This window comes from Kitasatospora sp. NPDC023385 (assembly GCF_055664045.1).
This window is the reverse complement of record NZ_JBVOOL010000001.1, coordinates 396,615-416,111: the sequence shown is the minus strand read 5'-3', so window position 1 is coordinate 416,111 and position 19,497 is coordinate 396,615. Positions and strand designations below refer to the sequence as shown.

Annotated in this window: 14 protein-coding genes; 7 read left to right on the top strand and 7 right to left on the bottom strand. The window is 75.1% G+C overall.

The window, feature by feature from the left end:
- Positions 1-122 precede the first annotated feature (122 nt).
- Positions 123-1,730 carry an ABC transporter permease gene (locus tag AC0B61_RS01805; RefSeq protein WP_471738606.1) on the bottom strand — a complete coding sequence of 536 codons (1,608 nt, stop codon included), beginning with the start codon at positions 1,728-1,730 and terminating at the stop codon, positions 123-125.
- Between the two features lie 359 nt (positions 1,731-2,089).
- Entirely contained in the window at positions 2,090-2,614 is a 525-nt protein-coding gene (locus AC0B61_RS01800) for a hypothetical protein (protein ID WP_471738605.1), read from the bottom strand.
- A 283-nt stretch (positions 2,615-2,897) separates the two neighbouring features.
- Here AC0B61_RS01800 and AC0B61_RS01795 point away from each other — a divergent pair, with 283 nt between their 5' ends.
- Together AC0B61_RS01795 and AC0B61_RS01790 are read left to right on the top strand one after the other, a co-directional pair.
- Positions 2,898-3,515, top strand: a complete 618-nt coding sequence (locus AC0B61_RS01795; protein WP_471738604.1) for an MTB12 C-terminal domain-containing protein — start codon at positions 2,898-2,900, stop codon at positions 3,513-3,515.
- Between the two features lie 121 nt (positions 3,516-3,636).
- Positions 3,637-4,992 (top strand): ABC transporter substrate-binding protein, encoded by a 1,356-nt coding sequence (locus tag AC0B61_RS01790; protein WP_471738837.1) that lies wholly within the window; start codon positions 3,637-3,639, stop codon positions 4,990-4,992.
- A 111-nt stretch (positions 4,993-5,103) separates the two neighbouring features.
- Here AC0B61_RS01790 and AC0B61_RS01785 read toward each other — a convergent pair whose 3' ends face one another.
- From AC0B61_RS01785 to AC0B61_RS01770, 4 genes are all read right to left on the bottom strand, one after another.
- Positions 5,104-6,252: a PP2C family protein-serine/threonine phosphatase gene (locus tag AC0B61_RS01785; RefSeq protein WP_471738836.1), complete on the bottom strand. Its 1,149-nt coding sequence runs from the start codon at positions 6,250-6,252 to the stop codon at positions 5,104-5,106.
- Between the two features lie 277 nt (positions 6,253-6,529).
- Entirely contained in the window at positions 6,530-6,952 is a 423-nt protein-coding gene (locus AC0B61_RS01780) for a MarR family winged helix-turn-helix transcriptional regulator (RefSeq protein ID WP_471738603.1), read from the bottom strand.
- A 30-nt stretch (positions 6,953-6,982) separates the two neighbouring features.
- Entirely contained in the window at positions 6,983-8,344 is a 1,362-nt protein-coding gene (locus tag AC0B61_RS01775) for a M48 family metalloprotease (protein WP_471738602.1), read from the bottom strand.
- A 166-nt stretch (positions 8,345-8,510) separates the two neighbouring features.
- Positions 8,511-9,341, bottom strand: a complete 831-nt coding sequence (locus AC0B61_RS01770) for a universal stress protein (protein ID WP_471738601.1) — start codon at positions 9,339-9,341, stop codon at positions 8,511-8,513.
- 279 nt (positions 9,342-9,620) lie between these two features.
- Here AC0B61_RS01770 and AC0B61_RS01765 point away from each other — a divergent pair, with 279 nt between their 5' ends.
- Both AC0B61_RS01765 and AC0B61_RS01760 read left to right on the top strand, forming a co-directional pair.
- Positions 9,621-10,763: a CapA family protein gene (locus AC0B61_RS01765; RefSeq protein ID WP_471738600.1), complete on the top strand. Its 1,143-nt coding sequence runs from the start codon at positions 9,621-9,623 to the stop codon at positions 10,761-10,763.
- 20 nt (positions 10,764-10,783) lie between these two features.
- Positions 10,784-10,951 (top strand): hypothetical protein, encoded by a 168-nt coding sequence (locus tag AC0B61_RS01760; protein ID WP_471738599.1) that lies wholly within the window; start codon positions 10,784-10,786, stop codon positions 10,949-10,951.
- A gap of 64 nt (positions 10,952-11,015) precedes the next feature.
- On the opposite strand, the gene AC0B61_RS01755 is transcribed toward AC0B61_RS01760, so the two are convergent.
- Complete coding sequence (locus tag AC0B61_RS01755; protein ID WP_471738598.1) at positions 11,016-11,870, bottom strand: MBL fold metallo-hydrolase; 855 nt, start codon at positions 11,868-11,870, stop codon at positions 11,016-11,018.
- A 372-nt stretch (positions 11,871-12,242) separates the two neighbouring features.
- Between AC0B61_RS01755 and AC0B61_RS01750 the strand changes: the two genes are divergently transcribed.
- The 3 genes from AC0B61_RS01750 to AC0B61_RS01740 are packed head-to-tail and all read left to right on the top strand — an operon-like array spanning position 12,243 to position 19,497.
- Positions 12,243-13,100 carry a DUF4132 domain-containing protein gene (locus AC0B61_RS01750; RefSeq protein WP_471738597.1) on the top strand — a complete coding sequence of 286 codons (858 nt, stop codon included), beginning with the start codon at positions 12,243-12,245 and terminating at the stop codon, positions 13,098-13,100.
- Entirely contained in the window at positions 13,097-18,271 is a 5,175-nt protein-coding gene (locus AC0B61_RS01745; RefSeq protein ID WP_471738596.1) for a hypothetical protein, read from the top strand. Before AC0B61_RS01750 ends, AC0B61_RS01745 begins: the two co-directional genes overlap by 4 nt.
- Positions 18,268-19,497, top strand: a complete 1,230-nt coding sequence (locus AC0B61_RS01740; protein ID WP_471738595.1) for an ATP-binding protein — start codon at positions 18,268-18,270, stop codon at positions 19,495-19,497. Before AC0B61_RS01745 ends, AC0B61_RS01740 begins: the two co-directional genes overlap by 4 nt.

Sequence of the window (19,497 nt, the reverse complement as noted above, 5' to 3'; positions counted from 1 at the left end):
CGGCCCACCTGTACGGGTGATGAGCGTTGCTCATGGGCGCCCCTCGCCGCCCACTCGCCTGTCCGCATACGTCACCGTCCGCCTGCCGCGACGATGCCACCCGAATGGGTCATGAGCGGGGCTCATGGCCGTCGCCCCCGCACCGCGATGGCTTCCCGTACGCGGCGGCCCGCCGGGGTGAGGCGGGAAGGCGGCAGGGCCGCGGCATGGCGGTGGCGGTGGTGGGGGAGGGCGGCGAGGCCTCCGGGGAGGCGGCCGATGGCTGCGGCCAGGGCGCCGACGGCGACGGCGGAGACACCGGCGACGGTGCCCGCGTCGAGGCCGATGAGGAGGGCGGCGGCCAGGACCGCGCCGAGGGCGCTGTCGGCGCCGGCCACGACGACGGCCGCGAACCACAGCAGGCCGCCTACCGGATCGAAGGCGGCGGGGTCGAAGGCGCGTCCGGCGAGGCCCATCAGGCCGCCGCCGAGTGCGGCCAGGGCCGCGCCCGCGACGAAGGCGAGGAGCTTCAGGCCCGGGACGTCCACGCCCGCCGCGACCGCGCCCGGTTCGTGGTCGCGCATGGCGCTCAGCGCCCGCCCGAGTCGGCCCCGGTGCAGGCCCCGGACGGCGAGCAGGCCGACGCCGAGGAGGAGGAGTTCGGCGAGGTAGAAGGCGCGGTCGCCGGCCAGGATGGACGGACGGTCGAGCACGAGCCCGGTGGTGGCGTACGGCTGTTGGAAGACGAAGCGGCTCATCGCCGTCCCGACTGCGAAGGTGACCAGGGCGAGTGCGAGCCCGCGTCGGCGGATCGCGGGCCAACCCGTGAGCAGTCCGAGCGGGGCGGTGGCCAGGACGGCGATCAGCAGAGCGGGCACGGCGGGCAGCGGCGGGATGCCGGGGATGCGGCCGGACATCAGCAGCGCGGTGCCGAGCGCGCCGAGGCCCGCGTACCCGGCTTGTCCGAGGGAGATCTGCCCGCCGTACCCGGTGACCACGACGATGGACAGCAGTACGAGCGCCAGCGCCGGGACGAGCAGCGCGCTGCGCAGGTCGTTGCCCCGGAAGCCGAGCGGCAGCAGGAGCAGCACCAGGCAGACCGTTCCCGCGAGCCGTCCGCCACCACTGTGCCCGCTCTCCGTGCGGCGGACGGCCAGTGGCGCGGCCTCGCTCCGTTCCCCGGTGATGCGCGGCCCGGCGAGCAACGCGGTGGCGAGCAGCGCGACCACGAACAGGTTCGACTGCACGGCCTCGACCAGCGGCAGCAGCTGCCCCGACGGGCGCAGTCGGGTGAGTTCCGACTGGGCGATGCCCAGGCCGAGCCCGGTGGCGACGGCGACCGGGATGCTGCGCAGCCGGGCGGCGACCGCGACGGCCATGGTCTCCATGACCAGCAGCGGCAGCCCGTACGGGTCGAGCAGCAGGTACGGCGCGAGGGCGATGCCGACGAGCCCGGCGGTGAAGGTACCGAATGCCCAGCCGGCGGCGGAGAGCCGGTCGGCGTCGACTCCGGCGAGGGCGGCGAGGCGGCGGTCGTCGACGACGGCGCGCAGCCGGAGGCCGAAGCGGGCCCACCGGGTGGTGGCGAAAACGGTGAGGCCGAGCACGAGGATCGCGGCGAGCTGGGCGACGGTGTCGGGCCGCAGGGTGTGCCCGCCGGGCAGGCGGATCGGGGGGCCGCCGATCGGCGAGGGCGTGCCGGCCAGCGGTGCCGCTCCCCACAGCAGGACGGCCACGCCGATGAGCAGCACGAATACACCGAGGCCGGCGACCATGGTCTCGGCCGGTCCGGCGCCGCGCCGCTGCAGGGGGCGGTAGACGAGGACGTCGAGCAGTACGCCGAGTGCGGGGCGACGGCCAGCAGGCAGAAGGCGACGGCGGGCCAGACCGGCCAGTGCCGGACGACGACGAGGTCGCGCAGCAGGTAGGCGACGGCCATGGCCTGGGCGCCCTGGGCGATGTTGAGCACCCCGGTGGCCCGGTGGCAGACGACCAGGCCGATGCCGCTGAGCGCGGCGGCGCTGCCGACGGTGAGCCCGGCGAGGGCGAGGTCGACGGTGAGGCCGAGCGAGCCGGGGGCGGCCGCGCTGAGGAGGGCGTTCACGGGTGGTCAGTCGCCGGGCGGGGCGGGTTCGCCCGGACGGGTGGCGGGGCCGGGGCCCGGGGCGGGTGGTGAGCAGAGCGGGCAGGGCGTCAGGCCCCGGGCGCGGCGGGCGTCCGCGTCCACCGGCTGGGCCCGCGCCTTGCCGGCGACCAGCGGGCAGTCCGGCCGGTGGTAGCGGGTGCCTTCGGGGACGGCCAGCCACCGGTCGTCGCCCCGGTCGGCCGGATCCGGCGCCTCGGGCCCGACGTCCGACCCGAGGCCATGTCCGGTGCCCCGTCCGGTGCCGCCTTCGTCGCCACGTCCGACGCTACGTCCGACGTGGGGTTCGGTGTCCGGCTCGACCAGCAGCCCGTACAGCCGTTCCACCCGTCGGCCCGTCAGCTCGTCGCTCCCCGTTGGGGACGGCAGCCGCAGGGCGACCAGGACGGCTCCGGACACGATCAGCGCCGCGCCCGGGATGGTGGACGAGGCCAGGTAGGGGATCTGCTGCTCGACGAACCGCTCGCCGGAGACCCCGTACCAGCCGAGCACGCACAGAACGGCCCCGACCGCGACGAGGAGCCAGCCCGCCCACTCCCGCGCACCCCGGAACGCCCCGCCCCGGAACGCCCCGCCCCGGAACGCCCTGCCCGGGAACGTGCCGCCCCGGAAGGGGGAACCCGTTGGGGCATTACGAGTGATTTCTCCTCCGGATTGCGATTCGTCCATGGATCCGCCTTCATGGTGTCACTTGAGACGTTTCCAGGATCGGCCTGGAACAGCATCCGGGGCGCCGGGAGACCGGCCCCGGGCGGCGCAGTCGAGAGGGAACACCATGCACGTGACGCAAAGCGGCACCCCCACGGGCGGCGGCCGGCGCCTGCGGACGGCGAGTGCGCTGCTCGCCCTGGTGCTGGCGGGAACGGCGGCCGCGTGCAGCAGCAGCAAGTCCGGTTCCACGGCTTCCTCCCCGGCGGGCGTGAGCGCGAGCGCTACGGCCTCCGCCAGCGCCTCCGCGAGTGCCACGGCTTCCGCGAGTGCCACCGCCTCAGCGAGCGCCACCGGCACCGCACCCGCCGACCCGGCCACCGCCAAGGCGGAGATCACCACCAACTGGGAGCGGTTCTTCGACCCCAGTACTCCGATCCCCGACAAGGCCAAGCTGCTCCAGGGCGGCGACATGCTGCTCCCGGTGCTCCAGGGCTTCTCGCAGGACCCCCGGGTCGGCCAGGTGCAGGCGAAGGTGAATGACGTGGCGTTCAGCGACGCCTCCGATGCGACCGTCACCTATTCGCTCTCGCTCCAGGGCGCCGTGGTCGAGCCGAGCGCGTCCGGCCAGGCCGTCCTGGACAACGGCACGTGGAAGGTGGCCCGCTCGACCCTGTGCGCCCTGCTGACCCAGGCCGGTGGCGCCAGTGGCTCCAGCGCCACCCCGATCCCCGGCTGCAGCTGACCGGGTGCGGCCGACCGCCCCGCCGCGGCGCCGGGCCGCCGACGCGTTCGCGCGCCGGCGGCCCGGCCGTGTCCCGGCGGCTGCTCCCGCCCCGGCCCGCGCCCCCGCTCCCACCCTCGTCCTGATCCTGATCCTGGTCCTGAGCCTCGTCCTCGTGGGCTGCGGCACCCGGCTTCCCGCCGACGCCTTCACTGCCCGCGCGACCCCCACCGCCGGGGCGGCCGGAAGCGCCAACCCCGCCTCCGACACCGGTGTCACCGCCACCGAGATCCGGATCGGCATCGTCACCTCCCTCACCAGCCCGGTCGGCAGCGAGGTGTTCAGCGGTCCTCGGTACGGAGCGCAGGCCTTCTTCCAGGCCCTCAACGACCACGGCGGCCTGCACGGGCGCACGGTCCGCCTGGTGACCTGCGACGACGGCGGCAGCGGCGTCGGCAACCAGGACTGCGTCCACCGGCTGATCGACCAGGCGCACGTCTTCGCCTTCGTCAGCGGCAGCGTCCTGGACTACGCGGGCGCGCCGTACGTGAGCGGCAAGGGCGTGCCGGACGTCGGCGGCCAGCCGATCGGCACGGCGTACGACCGCTGGCCGCACCTGTACGGGATCTACGGCAGCAGTGCCCCACGGGACGGGCGGGCGGTCGGTTGGAACGGGACGCTCTACCAGAGCACCGAGGTGTTCCGTTTCTTCAAGCAGCGCCTGGGCGCGAGCAGCGCCGCCGTGGTCGCGTACAACCAGGCCGACTCGGCCCGCTACGCCGGACAACTGAAGGCCGGGCTGGAGGCCGAGGGGTACCGGGTGCTGCTGCAGACGGTGGACTTCGCGCTGCCGAACTTCCAGGCGGTGGCAGCCGCCGTGCACGCGGACGGTTCGCAGCTGCTGTTCGACGCCATGGACAGCCGGGGCAACGCGGCGTTGTGCCGCGCGCTGGACGAAGCCGGGGTGACGGTGGCGGCGAAGGTCACCAACGTGCAGAACTGGTCGGAGTCGGTGCGCGCCGACTACGCCGCCTCGCCGAACTGCCGCAACGCGCTCTGGGCGACCTCGTCGAGCCTGAACTACGAGGACGAGCGGTACCCGACGGTGCGTGCGTTCCGGACGGAGATGGCCCGCTACTACCCGGACCGGGCCGGGGAGCTGTCGGCCTGGGAGCTGGAGGGCTGGGCGGGCGCGCAGTGGCTGATCGACGCGCTGGACTCCTGCGGCGCCGCGCCCACCCGCTCCTGCGTCGAGGCCTTCATGAACCGCGCCGAGCCGTACGACGCGCACGGCCTGATCCTGTCCGCCTCCTTCGTGCCGCAGCCGCCGCCCACCGGTCCGACCCGTGCCTGTCTCAACGCCGCCCGCTGGCAGGACGCGGCGCAGGTCGGCCAAGGCGGGCAGGCTGGGCAGGCCGGGCAGGGCGGTTGGGTCACCCAGGTGCCGTCGATGGCCACCGACTGCTTCGACGTGCCGCAGCTGCCGTACAAGCCGTAGACCGCGGACGATTCCCGGGCAACGCGGGGGCGCCGCTTCGACGTTCAAAAACGGTGTCAGGGTGCGGTGTCAGGGTGCGTGCCGAGGGCAGCGCCAGGGTGCGGTGCCTGGTCATCCACGGCCGGGGAAACCGCAGCAGGCAGCCGGGAGCCGCTCGACCACCACCATGGCCGCGTCGTCGTCCAACCGGCCGCCGACGTGGGCGAGCAGGTCGCGGCGGAGGCGGTTGAGCAGGGCGGTGGGGCGTTCGGCGCGCCAGGCGGTGACGCGTTCGGTGAGCGGGTAGAAGCGCCGCTGGCCGTCCCGGGCCTCGATCACGCCGTCGGTGTAGATGAGCAGCCGGTCGCCGGGGCGGAACGGGAATGTCTCCACCTCGTACGCCACCGGGGCGAGCTCGCCGAGGCCCAGCGGCGGGGAGGGCCGGCGGGCGGCCAGGGTGGTGATGCCCTCGGGGCGCAGCAGCAGTGGGGGCGGGTGGCCGCAGTCGATCAGGCGGACCGGTGAGCCGTCGTCGGGGATGTCCAGCAGGACGGCGGTGATGAAGGACTCGCCGGCCTCGTCGGCCTCCTCCGGGGCGCCCTCGGAGGACGGGCGGGGCAGGGCGAGCCGGGCCTGCCGGTCCCGTCGGGACTGTTCGGCGAGCTGGGCGAGGTCCCAGCTGACGCTGCCGTCCAGGTAGGCGGCCAGGTCGGGCAGCTCGGCGTGCAGGTGGGCGGCGGCGCGGAAGGCGCCGAGCAGCAGCGCCGCATCGCCGAGCGAGGACAGGCCCTTGCCGCGCACGTCGCCGACCAGCAGCCGGGTGCCAGTGGCGGTGCGGGCGGCCGCGTAAAGGTCGCCGCCGACCTGCGCCTCGGCCTCCGCGGCGAGGTAGACGGAGGCCAGGTGCAGCGGCCCGATCCGCTCCGGCAGCGGGCGCAGCAGCACCCGCTGGGCGGCCTCGGACACCGACCGGACCCGGGCCAGTGCGCGTTCGTGCCGCTCGCGCAGCACCCGCAGGCCGACGATCAGCGCGGAGACGACGACCTGCGCGCTCAGCTGGGTCTCGATGTTGGCGCTGGTCAGGCCGTCGCGGACGGAGCCGATCACGGTCAGTGCGGCGAGCGCGAGCAGCGCGACCCCGGCGGTGGCCCGCGGGCCGGCGAAGGAGGCGGTGAGTGCCGGGGCGACGATCAGCAGCGGGCCGAGGTGGATGTCCGGCGGGGAGAGGATGTCGACGACGGTGATCAGCACGATCAGCGCGAGCGTCAGCGCCGTCAGCACTCGGCGGTCGGGCCGCCAGGCGCGGCGGCGGTCGGGGGAGCGCGGCGCGTGCGGCGGGCGTGGCGGGCGCGGCGGGCGCGGCGGGCGCGGCGCATCGGGATGCTGCCGGAGGGGCACCTCTCCTCTGTACACCGTGGGGGTGGCGGGGCGCACCTCGAGGACTCACCCGAGGAGTTCACGCGGAGGGTTCACACGGAGAGTTCGCGCGGAAAGTTCGCGCGGAGACTTCACACGCTGAGGGCTCATTTTGGCCCGCCACCGCGCAGGTCCTCCGCTGTCAGCCCTCTTCGCCGTAGCGGGCCAGGTAGGCGGCGAAGCGGGCGACGTCCTCGTCGGACCAGTCGGTGAAGCGCGTGGTGAAGGCCAGGCGGCGCTGCTCGTTGGCGTCCCGCAGCAGGGTCAGCCCGGCCTCGGTGGCGCGCAGGATCTGGCCGCGCTGGTCGTCCGGGTCGGCCTCGCGGGCCAGCAGCCCGAGCTTCTCCAGAGCGGTGACCTGGCGGCTGACGGTGGACTTGTCGAGCATGAAGTACGCGGCCACGTCGGCGGCCCGGCAGCCGCCGCGCTCGGTGATCAGGTCGAGGATGCTGTAGGTGACCAGGGACAGGTCGGGGTGCAGCTGGGAGGCCTTGTGCCGGGCGCGGCGGGCGAAGGCGGTCAGCTCGCGCTGGATGGTGTCGATGGACGACTGGCGGCCGGGCACGGCGTTCCTACCTCCCTGAGGTTTGTTGCACTATACAACGGATTTGCCGGGGTTCGCGCGGTGCTGCGGCGCCGACCGGCCGTGCGGGTTCTGTGTGCTCTGCGTTTCCTGCGTGTCCTGCGGCGTGCCCTGCGTCCCCTGTGCGACCCGTGCCGCCTGCGCGGACTCGGCGACCCGCGCGGCCTGCCAGGCGCGGGCGGCGGCGATCCGACGGGTCGCACTCGGGTGAGTGGCGAACAGTAGCTCAAGCACCCTGGGTGGGTCGACATCGGAGACGTTCGCCAGTGCCAGTCTGCGCTGCATCGCCACGAACTGCTCGGCGTCACAGGTCAGTTCGAGTGCATGCCGGTCCGCCCGGGCCTCGATCCGGCGGCTCACCGCGCACTGCGCCGGCCCCGACAGCGCGCCCAGCAGCGCCGCGAGCGCCGCCAGCAGCGGCAGCGCCCGCGGGTCCGCCGCATCCGTCGACCCGGCGGCGTCCAGCAACGGCTGCCAGGAGGCCAGCAGACCGAGGACAACCACCGCGACCGCCGCCCCGACCGCGCCCAGCGCGGTGCCCACCGGCACGTCCCGATGCTTGACGTGGCCGAGCTCGTGCGCGACCACCAGCTCCACCTCGCGCGGCTCGGCGGTGTTCAGCAGCGTGTCGTACGCGACGATCCGCCGCGTCGCGCCCAGGCCGGAGACGTACGCGTTGAGCGCGGTGGTCCGGCGGGAAGCGTCCGCCACCAGGACGTCCCGCACCCGGACGCCGTCCCGCGCGGCCAGTGCCAGCAACGCGGTGCGCAGCTCGCCGGGCGGCATCGGGGTGAACCGGTTGAACACCGGCTCGACCAGCAGCGGGTGGAGGAAGGAGAGGGCCCCGGTCAGCAGCGCCGCCGCGCCCGCCGCCGGCAGCCACCAGCGCTGCGGCGACCAGGCGGTCAGCGCGAACAGCCCGAGGACGAGCGGCAGGACCAGGACGAGGGTGAGCGCGAGACCGCGCAGGGCGTCCAGCGCCCAGCCGGCCCAGCCCTGCGTCACCAGCCCGTACCGGGCCCGGACGGACCTCGCCCCGGCGCCGAACGGCAGCTGCAGCGCCTGCCCGACGACCACCAGAGCCGCCGCACCGGCCAGGACGGTGGCGGTGCGGGAGCCGCCGAACCAGCGGCCGACGGCGGTCACCAGGGCGGCACCGGCAGGGGTGAGACCGAGCAGCAGGGACAGCGTCAGGCCCGCCAGCCGGGCACCCAGCGCCCACGGCAGCTGGGCGCGGCGCAGCGCGCGGCCCCGGGCGCGCTCGGCTGGCGTGAAATCGGGTGCGACGTCGGCCCGGGGGGCATCCAGGCCGGATCCGGGGCCGGGGCCGGGGCCGGGGTCAGGGGCGGGCTGCGGGTCGGGGGTGGTGTCCATGGGCGGGTGCGGCTCTTCCGGTCTACCGGGCGTCCGGTCGTCGGTCGGGGTGTCGCGGTTCAGCATGACGTACCCGGCCGGTCTGGGCTCACTCTTCCGTGCCCCTCCTCCTCGGGCCTCCACGGGCCGCTCGGGCCTCTTCGGGCCGCTCGGGCCTCCTCGGGGCTCACTCCTCCGCGGGCCCGGTGGCGCGGTGGACGGCGGCACGCAGCAGTTGACGGCCGAGGTCGACCAGTGCGCGGCCGACCGCGAACTCGTCGCCGACCTGCGGAGCCGGGGCGTCGAGGGGGTTGCGGTGGGAGAGGGCGTCGCTGTGCAGGAGGTTGCCGTCGGCGTCCAGGACTGCGTGCACCCGGGTGGTGTCCCGGCCCTCGACCACGTGCAGGGTGAGCTGCCAGTCCTTGGTGCGGACCGCCCGCTCGTCCGCGTCGGGCACATCCCCCGTGTCGGTCGCCGGCTCCGTCGCCGCAGTCTCCCTCCCTGCGGAGCGGACGATCACGACCGGGCAGCTGCCGTGCACCGCGCACCGGGTGCTGACCGAGCCCAGCGGCGTCCGGGCGAAGGTGCCGCGGCCGCGGCTGCCCACGACCAGCAGGTCGGCCTGCTCGGCCGCCTCCAGCAGCACGTCGGCCGCGTGGCCGAGCACCAGACTCTCCCGGACCTCCACCGGGCGCTCCGGGCCGAGGATCTCGTCGATCTCGGCGCTCAGCGTGCGGCGGGCGGTCCGCTCGAAGCCGTCGTCCACCATCGGTGCGAACCAGCCGTACGGCGACGGGTACTCCCAGGCCGCCACCGCGTGCACCGCCGCCCCGGTCAGGACGGCCTGCCCGACCGCCCAGCGCAGAGCCGCCTTCGACGGCTCGGAGCCGTCGATGCCGACCACGATCCAGTGCTTCCGGGCGGGGAAGGACTGGCTGCCGCCCGGCACGTCGGCCGGGTCGTGGGCCGGGTCGTCGGCCGGGTCGTGGGCCGGGGCGCTGCCCACGTTGCTGCTCATCACGTCACACCTCCGGACCCCGGCGCGGGACGGGGTTCCCCGTATCACCACGCTGCGCGCCCTTCCCGCCGCCGCGCCAGGGACGGGGTGGCCGGATCGGGAGGACCGGTTGGGCCGGTTGGGACAACGGCGGGCCAACGGCGGCGCGGCCGTTGGGGAGCGGAGGAGCGGCCGCCGGTGTCCTCCTGTGTCCGGAATGTTGCGGCTCCGGGCCCAATTGGTGGTGATCCGGTGGCGTAGGCTGACCGTTCTTGCACCGTCCTCCGGGGGGAACCACTCATGCGCCGTGCCGCGGCCGCCGTCGTGCTGTTCGTCGGACTGACCGCCGTCACCGCCTGCGGACCGGACGACCCCGCCCCCGCGCCGCCCGGTGCCGCGCCCGCGCCGACTCCCGCCGCCACGACCCCTGGGGCCCCGACCCCCGGCGCGGCCCCGGGCAAGAGCACCGCGCCCCGGCCCGACGCCACCATCACCGTCGCCTTCGCCGGAGACGTCCACTTCGAGGGCCGCACCGAGGCCCGGCTGGCCGTCAAGGCGCCCGAGCCGGCGCTCGGCCCGATCGCCGCCACCCTCGCCGACGCCGACCTGTCCGTCCTCAACCTGGAGACCGCGATCACCGGACGCGGCGCCCCGGAACCGAAGACGTACACCTTCCGCACCTCGCCCAACGCGCTGTCGGTGCTCAAGGACTCGGGCGTCGACGTCGTCTCCATGGCCAACAACCACGCGGTGGACTTCGGCGCCGACGGCCTCACCGACACCCTCGCCGCCAAGGACTCCTCACCGATCCCGGTCGTCGGCGTCGGGCACAATGCCAAGGAGGCGTACGCCCCGTACGTCACCACCGTGCGCGGGGTGAAGGCCGCCGTGGTCGCCGCCAGCCAGGTCGAGGACCTCACCAACCAGAAGTGGCGGGCCGGCGCGAACAAGCCGGGCATCGCCTCGGCCCTGGACGTCCCGGCACTGGTCAAGGCGGTGGAGACGGCGAAGCAGCAGGCGCCGGTCGTCCTCGTCTACCTGCACTGGGGCGACGAGGGCAAGGCCTGCCCGACCGCCGCGCAGACCACCATCGCCAAGAAGCTCGCCGGCGCCGGCGCCACCGCCGTGGTCGGCACCCACGCCCACACCATGGTCGGCTCGGGCATGCTCGGCGACACCTACATCGGGTACGGCTTCGGCAACTTCCTCTGGTACGGCACCTCCGACTACCCGAACTCCAACGAGACCGGTGTCACCACCCTCACCCTCACCGCCGACGGCAAAGTGACCGGCGAGGCCTTCACCCCGGCCACCATCGACGACAAGGGCATCCCGGAACCGGTCGCCGGCGCCACCGCCGAGGCCGCCCTCAAGCGCCGCGACGGCCTGCGAGGCTGCACCGGCCTCTCCCCGGCGCCGAAGGCCCCCGCAACGGCGCAGTGAGGCAGTCCCACCATCGTCTGATGGTGGGACACGATGAACTGACGGCCGATCGGCTGTCGCTGCTGCGCCCGTCCGAGGACGACATCGACGCGATCCTCGCCGTCCACAGCGACCCCGCCGCCTGCCACCACTACCCCTCGGACGCGCTCGCCACTGAGGCCCAGGCCGCCGAACACCACGGCCGCTAGCACACGCTGTGGGAGCGGCGCGGCCAGCCTGCGGGGATGAGCCTCGCCCCTGCCGGGGCCGGCCTCATCCCTCCGGGCAGAGGATCAGGTCGCGCAGTGCGCGGCGGGTCGGGGTCGGGCCGGATTCGGCGAGTGCGGCGCGGATCCGGCGCAGGTGGCCGACGGTGAGCTGGAGGGGCGGTTCGTTGGGCTGGTAGGTGGTGCGGACGGGGTAGTCCACGCCGGGGTGGCGGGTCATCTCGATGTGGCAGCCGAGGACGTACGTCACCGGACGGCGCCGGGCGAGGTCGAGCAGCCGGTCGATGGTGCGCCCGAAGGCCACCCAGTCGTCGATGTAGAGCCGCCCGGGGTACACGGTGTCGCCGGTGAGCAGGAAGCCCGTCCACGGGTCGTAGTACGTCACCGCCGAGGCGTGGTGCCCGGGCGTGGCCAGGCACTCCACGGTCCGGCCGCCGCCGAGGTCGATCGTGGCCACCGCCTCCGGGTTCCGGTCGAAGCCGAAGTACGGCCAGGCCGACGACTGTTCGGCACCCACGAGGGTGGTCGCGGACCGGTCGGCGAACTGCCGGTCGCCGGCGACGTGGTCGTCGTGGTCGTGGGTGTGCAGCACCAGCAGTTCGTAGCGGTCCCGGGGGTTGCGGGCGAGCCACCGGTCGATCAGCCCGTCGACCACCGTGCGCAGCGGGAAGAACTCGGGCTCGGCAGTGGCCCCGGTGTCGATCAGCAGGGCGCGTTCCGTCCCGAACAGCAGGTACAGGAACGGGGCTTCGTAGTGGACCGCCTTGTTCTGCCGCATGATGACGGAGTGTTCGTCGTACTCGTGGACGTGGATCTCCGGATCCGTGTTGTGCTTCGGCGACGGTGACCCGTGGATCCACCGCACCTCCAGCGGGCGGGCGAACCGCAAGCCGTCGATCACGAGACCTCCCGGTGCTCCCCGCTCCGGACGGCGGGTTCGTCCCGACGCTAGGCGCTCGACGGTCGGCTGGGCGGGTGGGTTCGCCCTACGTCGTCTTTTCGGGTGACCCGGCGGCGGCAGCGGCGGCCGCCCGCGTATCTCAAGACGAGATGCAGGGCGTGCCGGTGCTCGCCAACCTGCCGCAGCCCGTGATGGACGAGGTGGTCGCCTGCGGCCCGCCGGCGTCGGTTCCTACCCGATCGAGTGGTTTGGACTTCTCTCGTCCCAAGCGCCTCCACCTCGCCCGTCGCGTTGTCAGTGCCCCTCGCTACGTTCCTCGCATCGCTGGTCAGCAGGCCATCGACGGGTGTTTCCGGTGGGAGGAGTGCGGCCTTGGCATGGGTGGAGACGGGCGTGGGAGGGTACCGCGTCGCGCTCGATGGGGAGGGCAGGGTGGTGTGCCGCAACGCGGCGGGCCGCGAGCTCAAGTCCGTTCCGTCGAAGCTCGGTGACGACCCGGTGGTCACCCAGCTCAAGCAGCTCGCCGAGTGGCTGGCCGGGCACGAGCGGCGCTGCCAGGACGACGTCGAGCGGTGGATGGTGCGCTCGCTGCCGGTGCCCGCCGCGGTGCTCAGCGCCGTGTGGCCGGACGAGGCCTGGCAGGCCGTGCTGCGTGACCTGGTGGTCACCGGTGCGGACGGCTCGGTGGCCGGCTTCCTGCGCGGTGCGGACGCCGAGCGCGGCCTCGGCCTGGTCGACCTGGACGGCGACACCGTCCGCCTCACCGACGGCGAGGTCCTGATACCCCACCCCGTCCTGCTCCAGGACCTCGACGAGCTGCGCGAGTTCGCCGTCGAGCTCGGCGTCTCCCAGCGCGTCCAGCAGCTCTACCGCGAGGTCTGGCACCGACCGGAGGAGCTGCCGGGCGGCACCGAGGTCACCGCGTACGCCGGCGGCCGCTACCGCGAGCTGCGCGAGCTGGTCGGACGGTGCAGCCGGCTCGGCTGCCGGGTCCGCGGCGGCTCCGCGGTCCAGCCGATCACCGAGGGCGGGCGCACCGTCGAGGCCAGGGTCTGGGTCGGCGACTACTACGAGTACGACGCGTGCGAGACCGGCGCGCTCAGCTGGGCGGGCCCCGACGGTCGGGCCCTGCCGCTCGCCGAGATCGGACCGGTCGCCTGGTCCGAGGGCATGAGGATGGCCGCCGCCCTGTACGCCGGCCGCACGATCGCAGGGGAGGACGCCGCATGACCGCCACCGGCCCGAACACCATCACCGCCGGCTCGGACGCCACCGCCGCCGGTCAGTACCTGGTCGCCACGTCCGAGGCCCTGCTCGACGCCGGCGCCGTACTGCCGCCCGGCACCCTGGCCGACGCCGGCCGCCCCGACAGCGCCGCCGACGTGCTCACCGCGCGCGGCTACACCCACCCCGCGCTGGACGGCCGCCGGATCGTCCGGCTGGTCCCCGGCGCGCTCGGCCAGGCCGAGGACCTGGCCCTCGACTTCCTCGGCCTGGCGCCGCACGGCGGGCCCGCGGAGGTCGGCCAGGTCCGCCAGGAGGCGTTGGGCTTTCCGGCCTGGGCGCTGGTCCACGACCCGGCCAACGGCCACCACGCGCTCGCCCTGGTCAAGGAGATGGAGCGGCTGGGCCGCCAGGTCGCCGCCAAGCCCGGCGCCGCCAAGGACGGCTTCGACGAGCTCGCCGGCCGACTCGGCCGCGCCGTCCCGCACTTCCTGCCCACCTTCTGCGAGGAGGTCGGCCGGATCTTCCACGGCCACGGCAACCAGACCTACGCCGCCGCCTGGTTCGGCAAGGCGCGCGAAGCCGAGCGCACCCACGGCCTGACGGTCGACGAGGAGCGGCTGCGCGCCGTCTTCCTGGAGTTCGCCCTGGCCGGCGCGCTCACCGTCAAGTCCCTGCGCCAGTACGTCAAGGAGCTCGCCCGGCGGCTCGACCCGCTGACCGCCTGGCAGCGCTTCCGCCAGCTGTGCACCGAGCGCTCCGCGGCCGGCATGGCCCCGTACGCCGGGGTCGCCGAGGACGCCCGTGCGCTGATCCGGGCCGCCGGGCTGGATCGCACGGAGCACGAACAGGCGCTGCTCGCCGAACTGTTGGCCTCCCCGGCGGTCAACCGGGCGCCCGCCGCCTTCTGGAAGTCCTGGCACGGCCCGCTGGTCGAACTGGGCAAGCGCGACGCCGAGGTCCGGGCCCGACTGCTGGAGCTGCTGCCCGACCCGGCCACCTCCGGCTCCGACCCCGGCCCGCAGGACATCGCCTGGCTGGACGTCCTCGCCGCGACCGGCGCCGAGGAACTGCTCACCGGCCCGCGCGCCGAGGGCGCCGAGCCCGCCGCCGCCTGGCTGCAGCGCTGGTGCCACCACCTCGGCCGCGGCTGGCGCACCCGGCCCAGCTGCCGGGCCACCCTCGCCCTGGCCGGCCGGATGGTCGGGCGGCTGCGGGCCGACGCCGTCCCGGTCGACCTGTTCACCGGCATCCGCGCCAGCAACACCCGACTCGACCTGCTGGACCTCCTGCTGGCCGAGGGCGTACCGGTGGCCGACCCGCCGGCCGGCCTCGGCTTCGACCTGCGCGACTGGGTCGGGCACTGCGGCCCCGACAGCCCCGCGCTGGCGGCCGTCGCCGCCGACGCCCGCTACCGGCCGCTGCTGCGCCGCGCCACCCCGTCCGCCTGGGAGACGGCCGCCAGTCGCCAGGCGCACGTCCTGCCGCTGCTGAGCGAGCTGTTCGCGGAGTGGGCCGAGGCCCGTGCCGACGAGCTGACCGCCGCCCGCGGCCTGGCCGGCGCCGCCGACCTGACCCGTTCGCTGAGCCAGCACCGCACCGCCATCCGGACGGTCGCCCCGGCCGCCGCCGAGAAGATCGCCGCGCTCGACGTCACCAGCCTGCTCGCCCGGGCCCTCGGCAGCGGCATCCTCGACGAACTCGGCTGGCCCGCCCTGGAGGAGGCGCTCGCCAAGCTGGCCGATCCGCCCGCCGCCCCGCCGGCCACCGACCCCGGCCTGGCCGCCGCCCCGTCCGCCGCTGCGCCGCCGGTCACCGCCCCGCCCGCCACCGCACCCGGCCTGAGCGCCCAGGGCCTGAGCGGCCTGATCGTCGAGGACGCCTGGCCGTGCCTGATCCTCGCCCGCCTCGACCGGGCCATCGTGGTCGGCCCGGACGGCATCCTGCTGGAGCACACCCTTCGCGTGCCCGAGCCGCAGCAGAACCGGAACCGGCCACGGCTGCGCCTCGTCGACGGTGAACTCCTGGTCGTCTGGTCCGAAGGCGGCGGGCAGAAGGCGTACTGGTCCAGCCGACCGGAGGAGACCTTCGAGCTGGAGGGCCGGACCATCGCCGGCTACCACTACGGCGAGCGGCACCCGGAGGCGCCGTCCCTCCCGCTGCCCGGCGGCGGCCGCACCACCGGCGAGCGCCCGCTGCACCCCGGCGACACCCGGATGCCGCACGAGCACCCCGTCCTCGGCGACGGCACCGGCTACTGGACGCTCCGGCACGGACCGGACGGGCCCGTCCTGCGCGAACTCGACCCGCTCACCGGCACCCTGGGCCGCGCCGCCGAGCCGCCGGTGATCGCCGCCACCGCCGCGGCCGGCCGGCTCCTCGACGGCAGCGTCCAGCTGCTGCCGCTGCAGCCCGGCCTGGAGCGCACGCCGCTGGGCACCGACGGCACCGTCCTCGGCAGTTGGGTCCGCAGCGAGCCCGGCCGGGCCCTCACCACCTTCACGGCCGACGGGCAGCGCATCGTCCTGCCGATGCCGGGCCGCCAGCCGGACACCGTCCCGGTCGGCCGGCTCGCCCTGCCCGGTGCGGCGGCCCCGCTGGTCAGCCGCTCGACCGGCGACCACCTCTCCCTCAACCTGCCCGACCTCACCGACCGCTCGGACCGCACGGCCGACCTGCGCTCCTGCCGGCCGGGTGAGCTCTCCGCCGCCGGTACTGCGCTGGTCCCGCCGTACGACCACTGGCACGCCCTGCGGCCCCGCGACGAGGCCGGTTCGCGGGTGCTGCGCGCCGTCACCGCCGAGCAGGCCGCCCGGCTGATCGACCTCGCCTGGCCCGTCGACGCCGAGCCCGTCCCGGAGGACGAACAGCGCTGGCTCACCGTCCAGGGCGCGCGGCGCCCGCTCGCCCAGCGCGGCGCGGCCCGCAACAGCCTTCCCGTCGAGGCGGTCGGCGCCGCGCTGCCCGGGATCGCCCACCCGCTGCTCCTCGCCGGCGTCGCCGGGCTCGCCCGTGCCGCCGCCGACCTGCTGGACCGGATCGCCCGCTTCCTCCCGCAGCCGGAGGCCGAGCGCCCCGGCACGGCGGCGGCCGCCGAGTGGCGGCCCGAGCACGGCCGCGACGACGAGCTGCGCGACGCCGTCCGCGCCGTCCTGCCCGAGACCGGCGGCTTCGGCAACAACTGGGGCACCTCCGACCGCTGCTGGGTGCTCAACAACCTGCGCACCGTCAGCACGGCGCTCGCCGCCCCGCCCGCAGCGAACGGCGAGGGCTGGAGCACCCCGGCGACGGTCACCCTGCACGGCGGCGACGCCAGCCACGGCTGGCTGCACCTGCTCGGCCGGACCGACGTCCTGGCCCACGCCGTGGCCTCCCCGCTGACCCAGGCGGCCCACCGCTCCTCGCTGGCCCTGCTGCTCGACGAGCTCACCGGGGGCCCGTTCGCCGACCGGGGCGCCACCCTGCGCGAGATCGTCCTCGGCGAGACGGCGGAGAGCGCCAGGACCGTCCATCCGGTCACCCACCGCCAGGGCGAGGTGCTGCGCCACGGCGACCGCACCGTCGTCATCCTCGGCCACCAGCGCCAGTTCACCGACGGCACGGTGCACTGGCTCGCCGTCGACCACGATCCGAGCGGCGAGTTCGGCCCCGTCGCGCACTTCACCACCGTCGAGGAGCGCGGCACCGAGGAGCGGGTCGACGCCGCCTGGGTCGCCGAGTTCCGTCGGGCCGCCGCCCTGCACGGCAGCGTCCCGTGGGACGGCGCCCGCGCCGCCGCCTTCTCCGAACTCACCGGCATCGGCACCGCCCGTGCCACCCTGCTGCTCTGCCCGCCCACCGGCCTCCTGCACTGGGGCCCCGTCGACGTGCCCGCCGAGTACGGCCTCAAGCCCGCCGCGTGCAAGGCAGCCCAGAACTGGCTGCGCGGACACGACCACGCCGGCATCGCCGCCGTCTGGAGCGCCCTGCTGCCCGCCGACCCGAAGACGCTGTGGACCGAGGGCCCCGACGTCGTCGCCGGCGCGGAGGCCTGGATCCGCCGCTTCGGACGACTCGTCACCGTCCCCGACGAGGTCCACGCCACCGTCCAGGGCGTGTCCATCACCACCATCGAGGAGGTGCTCAACCCCGCCCACACCCCGTGGCTGACCCGTACCACCGCTTTCCGGCTCAGCAGCGAAGGGCCGGCCGGCCCCCGGCTCGTGCCCGAAGACCTCACCGCGGTGCCCGACTCCGGCGCTCTGACCAGGGCCGTCGACGCCCTGCGCTGGCTTGCCTACCACCTGCCCGCCGACAGTCCGCTGCGCCCGACGCTGCCCCGGGCCGCCGCCGCACTGCGTGAACGCCTGGCCGACCCGGAGCTGCTGCTCGACCTCGACCTCGTCCGCACCGCCAAGGGCACGCCGCTGTCCGCCGTGCTGCGCACCCACTTCGGCCTGCCCGCCGCGGGCGGGGCCGACCCGGACGGCCTGGTCCGCTGCGGCCCGGCGCTCGTCCTCATGCCGTACCACGAGGAGTACGAGCGGGTCTGGCTGCGTCCGGCCGCTCTCACCGGCCCCGACGACCCGCTGCTCGACCTGCTCGACGGGCTTTCCGGCAGCTACTGGTTCGCCGTGGAGCGCGGCGCCATCGAATCCGTCCTGCGCGGCGAGCCGGAGCGACTGGCCGACCCCGCTGGCTCCGCTATGGCCTCCGCCTCCGCCGCTGCCGCCGACGGCCCGGCCTGGCTGCAGAACCCGCAGCTGTCCGTCCCCGAGCTGGTCGCCGAGGTCTCCCGCACCCACGACCTCGGCGAGGACGCGGCCGCGCTCTACCTCCAACTGCTCGCCCTGCCCGACCCGACCGACCGCAACACCGCCCGCTGGACGGGCTGGAAGCCCGCGCGGCTGAAGCGGGCCCGCGCCGAACTCGCCGCCACCGCCCTGGTCCTGGAGGCCAAGCGGTCCCGGGCCGGTCGCGGCCTCTTCCTGCCCGGCGGCTGGCAGGAGGCCAAGTCACCCGGCCTGCCGTCCGAGACCTGGAAGGCCGCCCTGTACGAGTTGCGCGCCCACGCGCCCGTGCTGGTGCCCCTGCCCGTCCCCGACCTGTTCGCCCGGGCCTGGCAGCGCACCGTCGACGGCGACGCCCCCGGATACGAAGAGCTCCAGACCAGCAAGCGCAGGAAGGCCCGGCGATGAGCACCACCACCCCGACCACGACCACGACCCCGACCACGACCCCGGTTACGACCACCACCCCGACGGTCACCGCCGAGACGATCACCGCCCCCGCCGTCCCCGCAGCCCCTGACCGGCAGATCGTGCCGCCCGAGGAGAAGTACGCCGCCGAACTGGAGTTCCTGGCCGCGTACGACGGCGGCCCACGTCCGCCCGGCTGGCGCCTCACCCCGCGCGCCGTCGTCACCTTCGCGATGGGCAGCGGCGGCGAGAAGCTCAAGGCCGGGCGCAGGAGCCTGGTCATCGAGCAGAAGTTCGTCGGCGAGCGCGCCCTGGTCGAGCGCTGCGTCGTCACCCTCGCCGGGGAGCGCGGCCTGCTGCTCGTCGGCGAGCCCGGCACCGCCAAGTCGATGCTCTCCGAGCTGCTCGCCGCCGCCGTCTGCGGCACCAGCGCGCTCACCGTCCAGGGCACCGCCGGCACCACCGAGGACCAGCTCAAGTACGGCTGGAACTACGCCCTGCTGCTCGCCAAGGGGCCCAGCCGCGAAGCCCTCGTGCCCTCCCCGGTGCTCACCGCGATGACCACCGGGGCGGTCGCCCGGGTCGAGGAGGTGACCCGCTGCCTGCCCGAGGTGCAGGACGCCCTGGTCTCGCTGCTCTCCGAACGGCGCGTGGCGGTCCCCGAGTTGGCGGGCAGTCCGGACGGGCAGCTGCACGCCGCCGCCGGGTTCACCCTGATCGCCACCGCGAACCTGCGGGACAAGGGCGTCAGCGAGATGTCCGCGGCCCTCAAGCGACGGTTCAACTTCGAGACGGTCGGCCCGATCGGCAGCCTCAGCGCCGAAGTCGACCTGGTCCGGCGCCAGTCCACCGTCGCCGTCGCCCGGGCCGGCGCCGCCTACGCGGTGGACGACGCCGTCCTGGAAGCCCTGGTCACCGCCTTCCGCGACCTGCGCACCGGCCGCTCCACCGAAGGCTGGGACGTCGAGCGGCCGTCCACCGTGATGAGCACTGCGGAGGCGGTCTCCGTCGCCACCGCGCTCGGCGTCACCGCGGCCTACCTGCCCGACGGCGGCGACCTGCTCGGCCGGCTCCCCGGCCAACTCCTCGGCGTGGTCCGCAAGGACGACCCGGCCGACGCGGCCCGGCTGCTCGGCTACTGGGACGGCCCGGTCCGCCGCCGCGCCGAGCAGGGCGCCGCCACCTGGCGCACGCTGTGGGACCTCCGCTCGGCGCTGGAGGCCTGA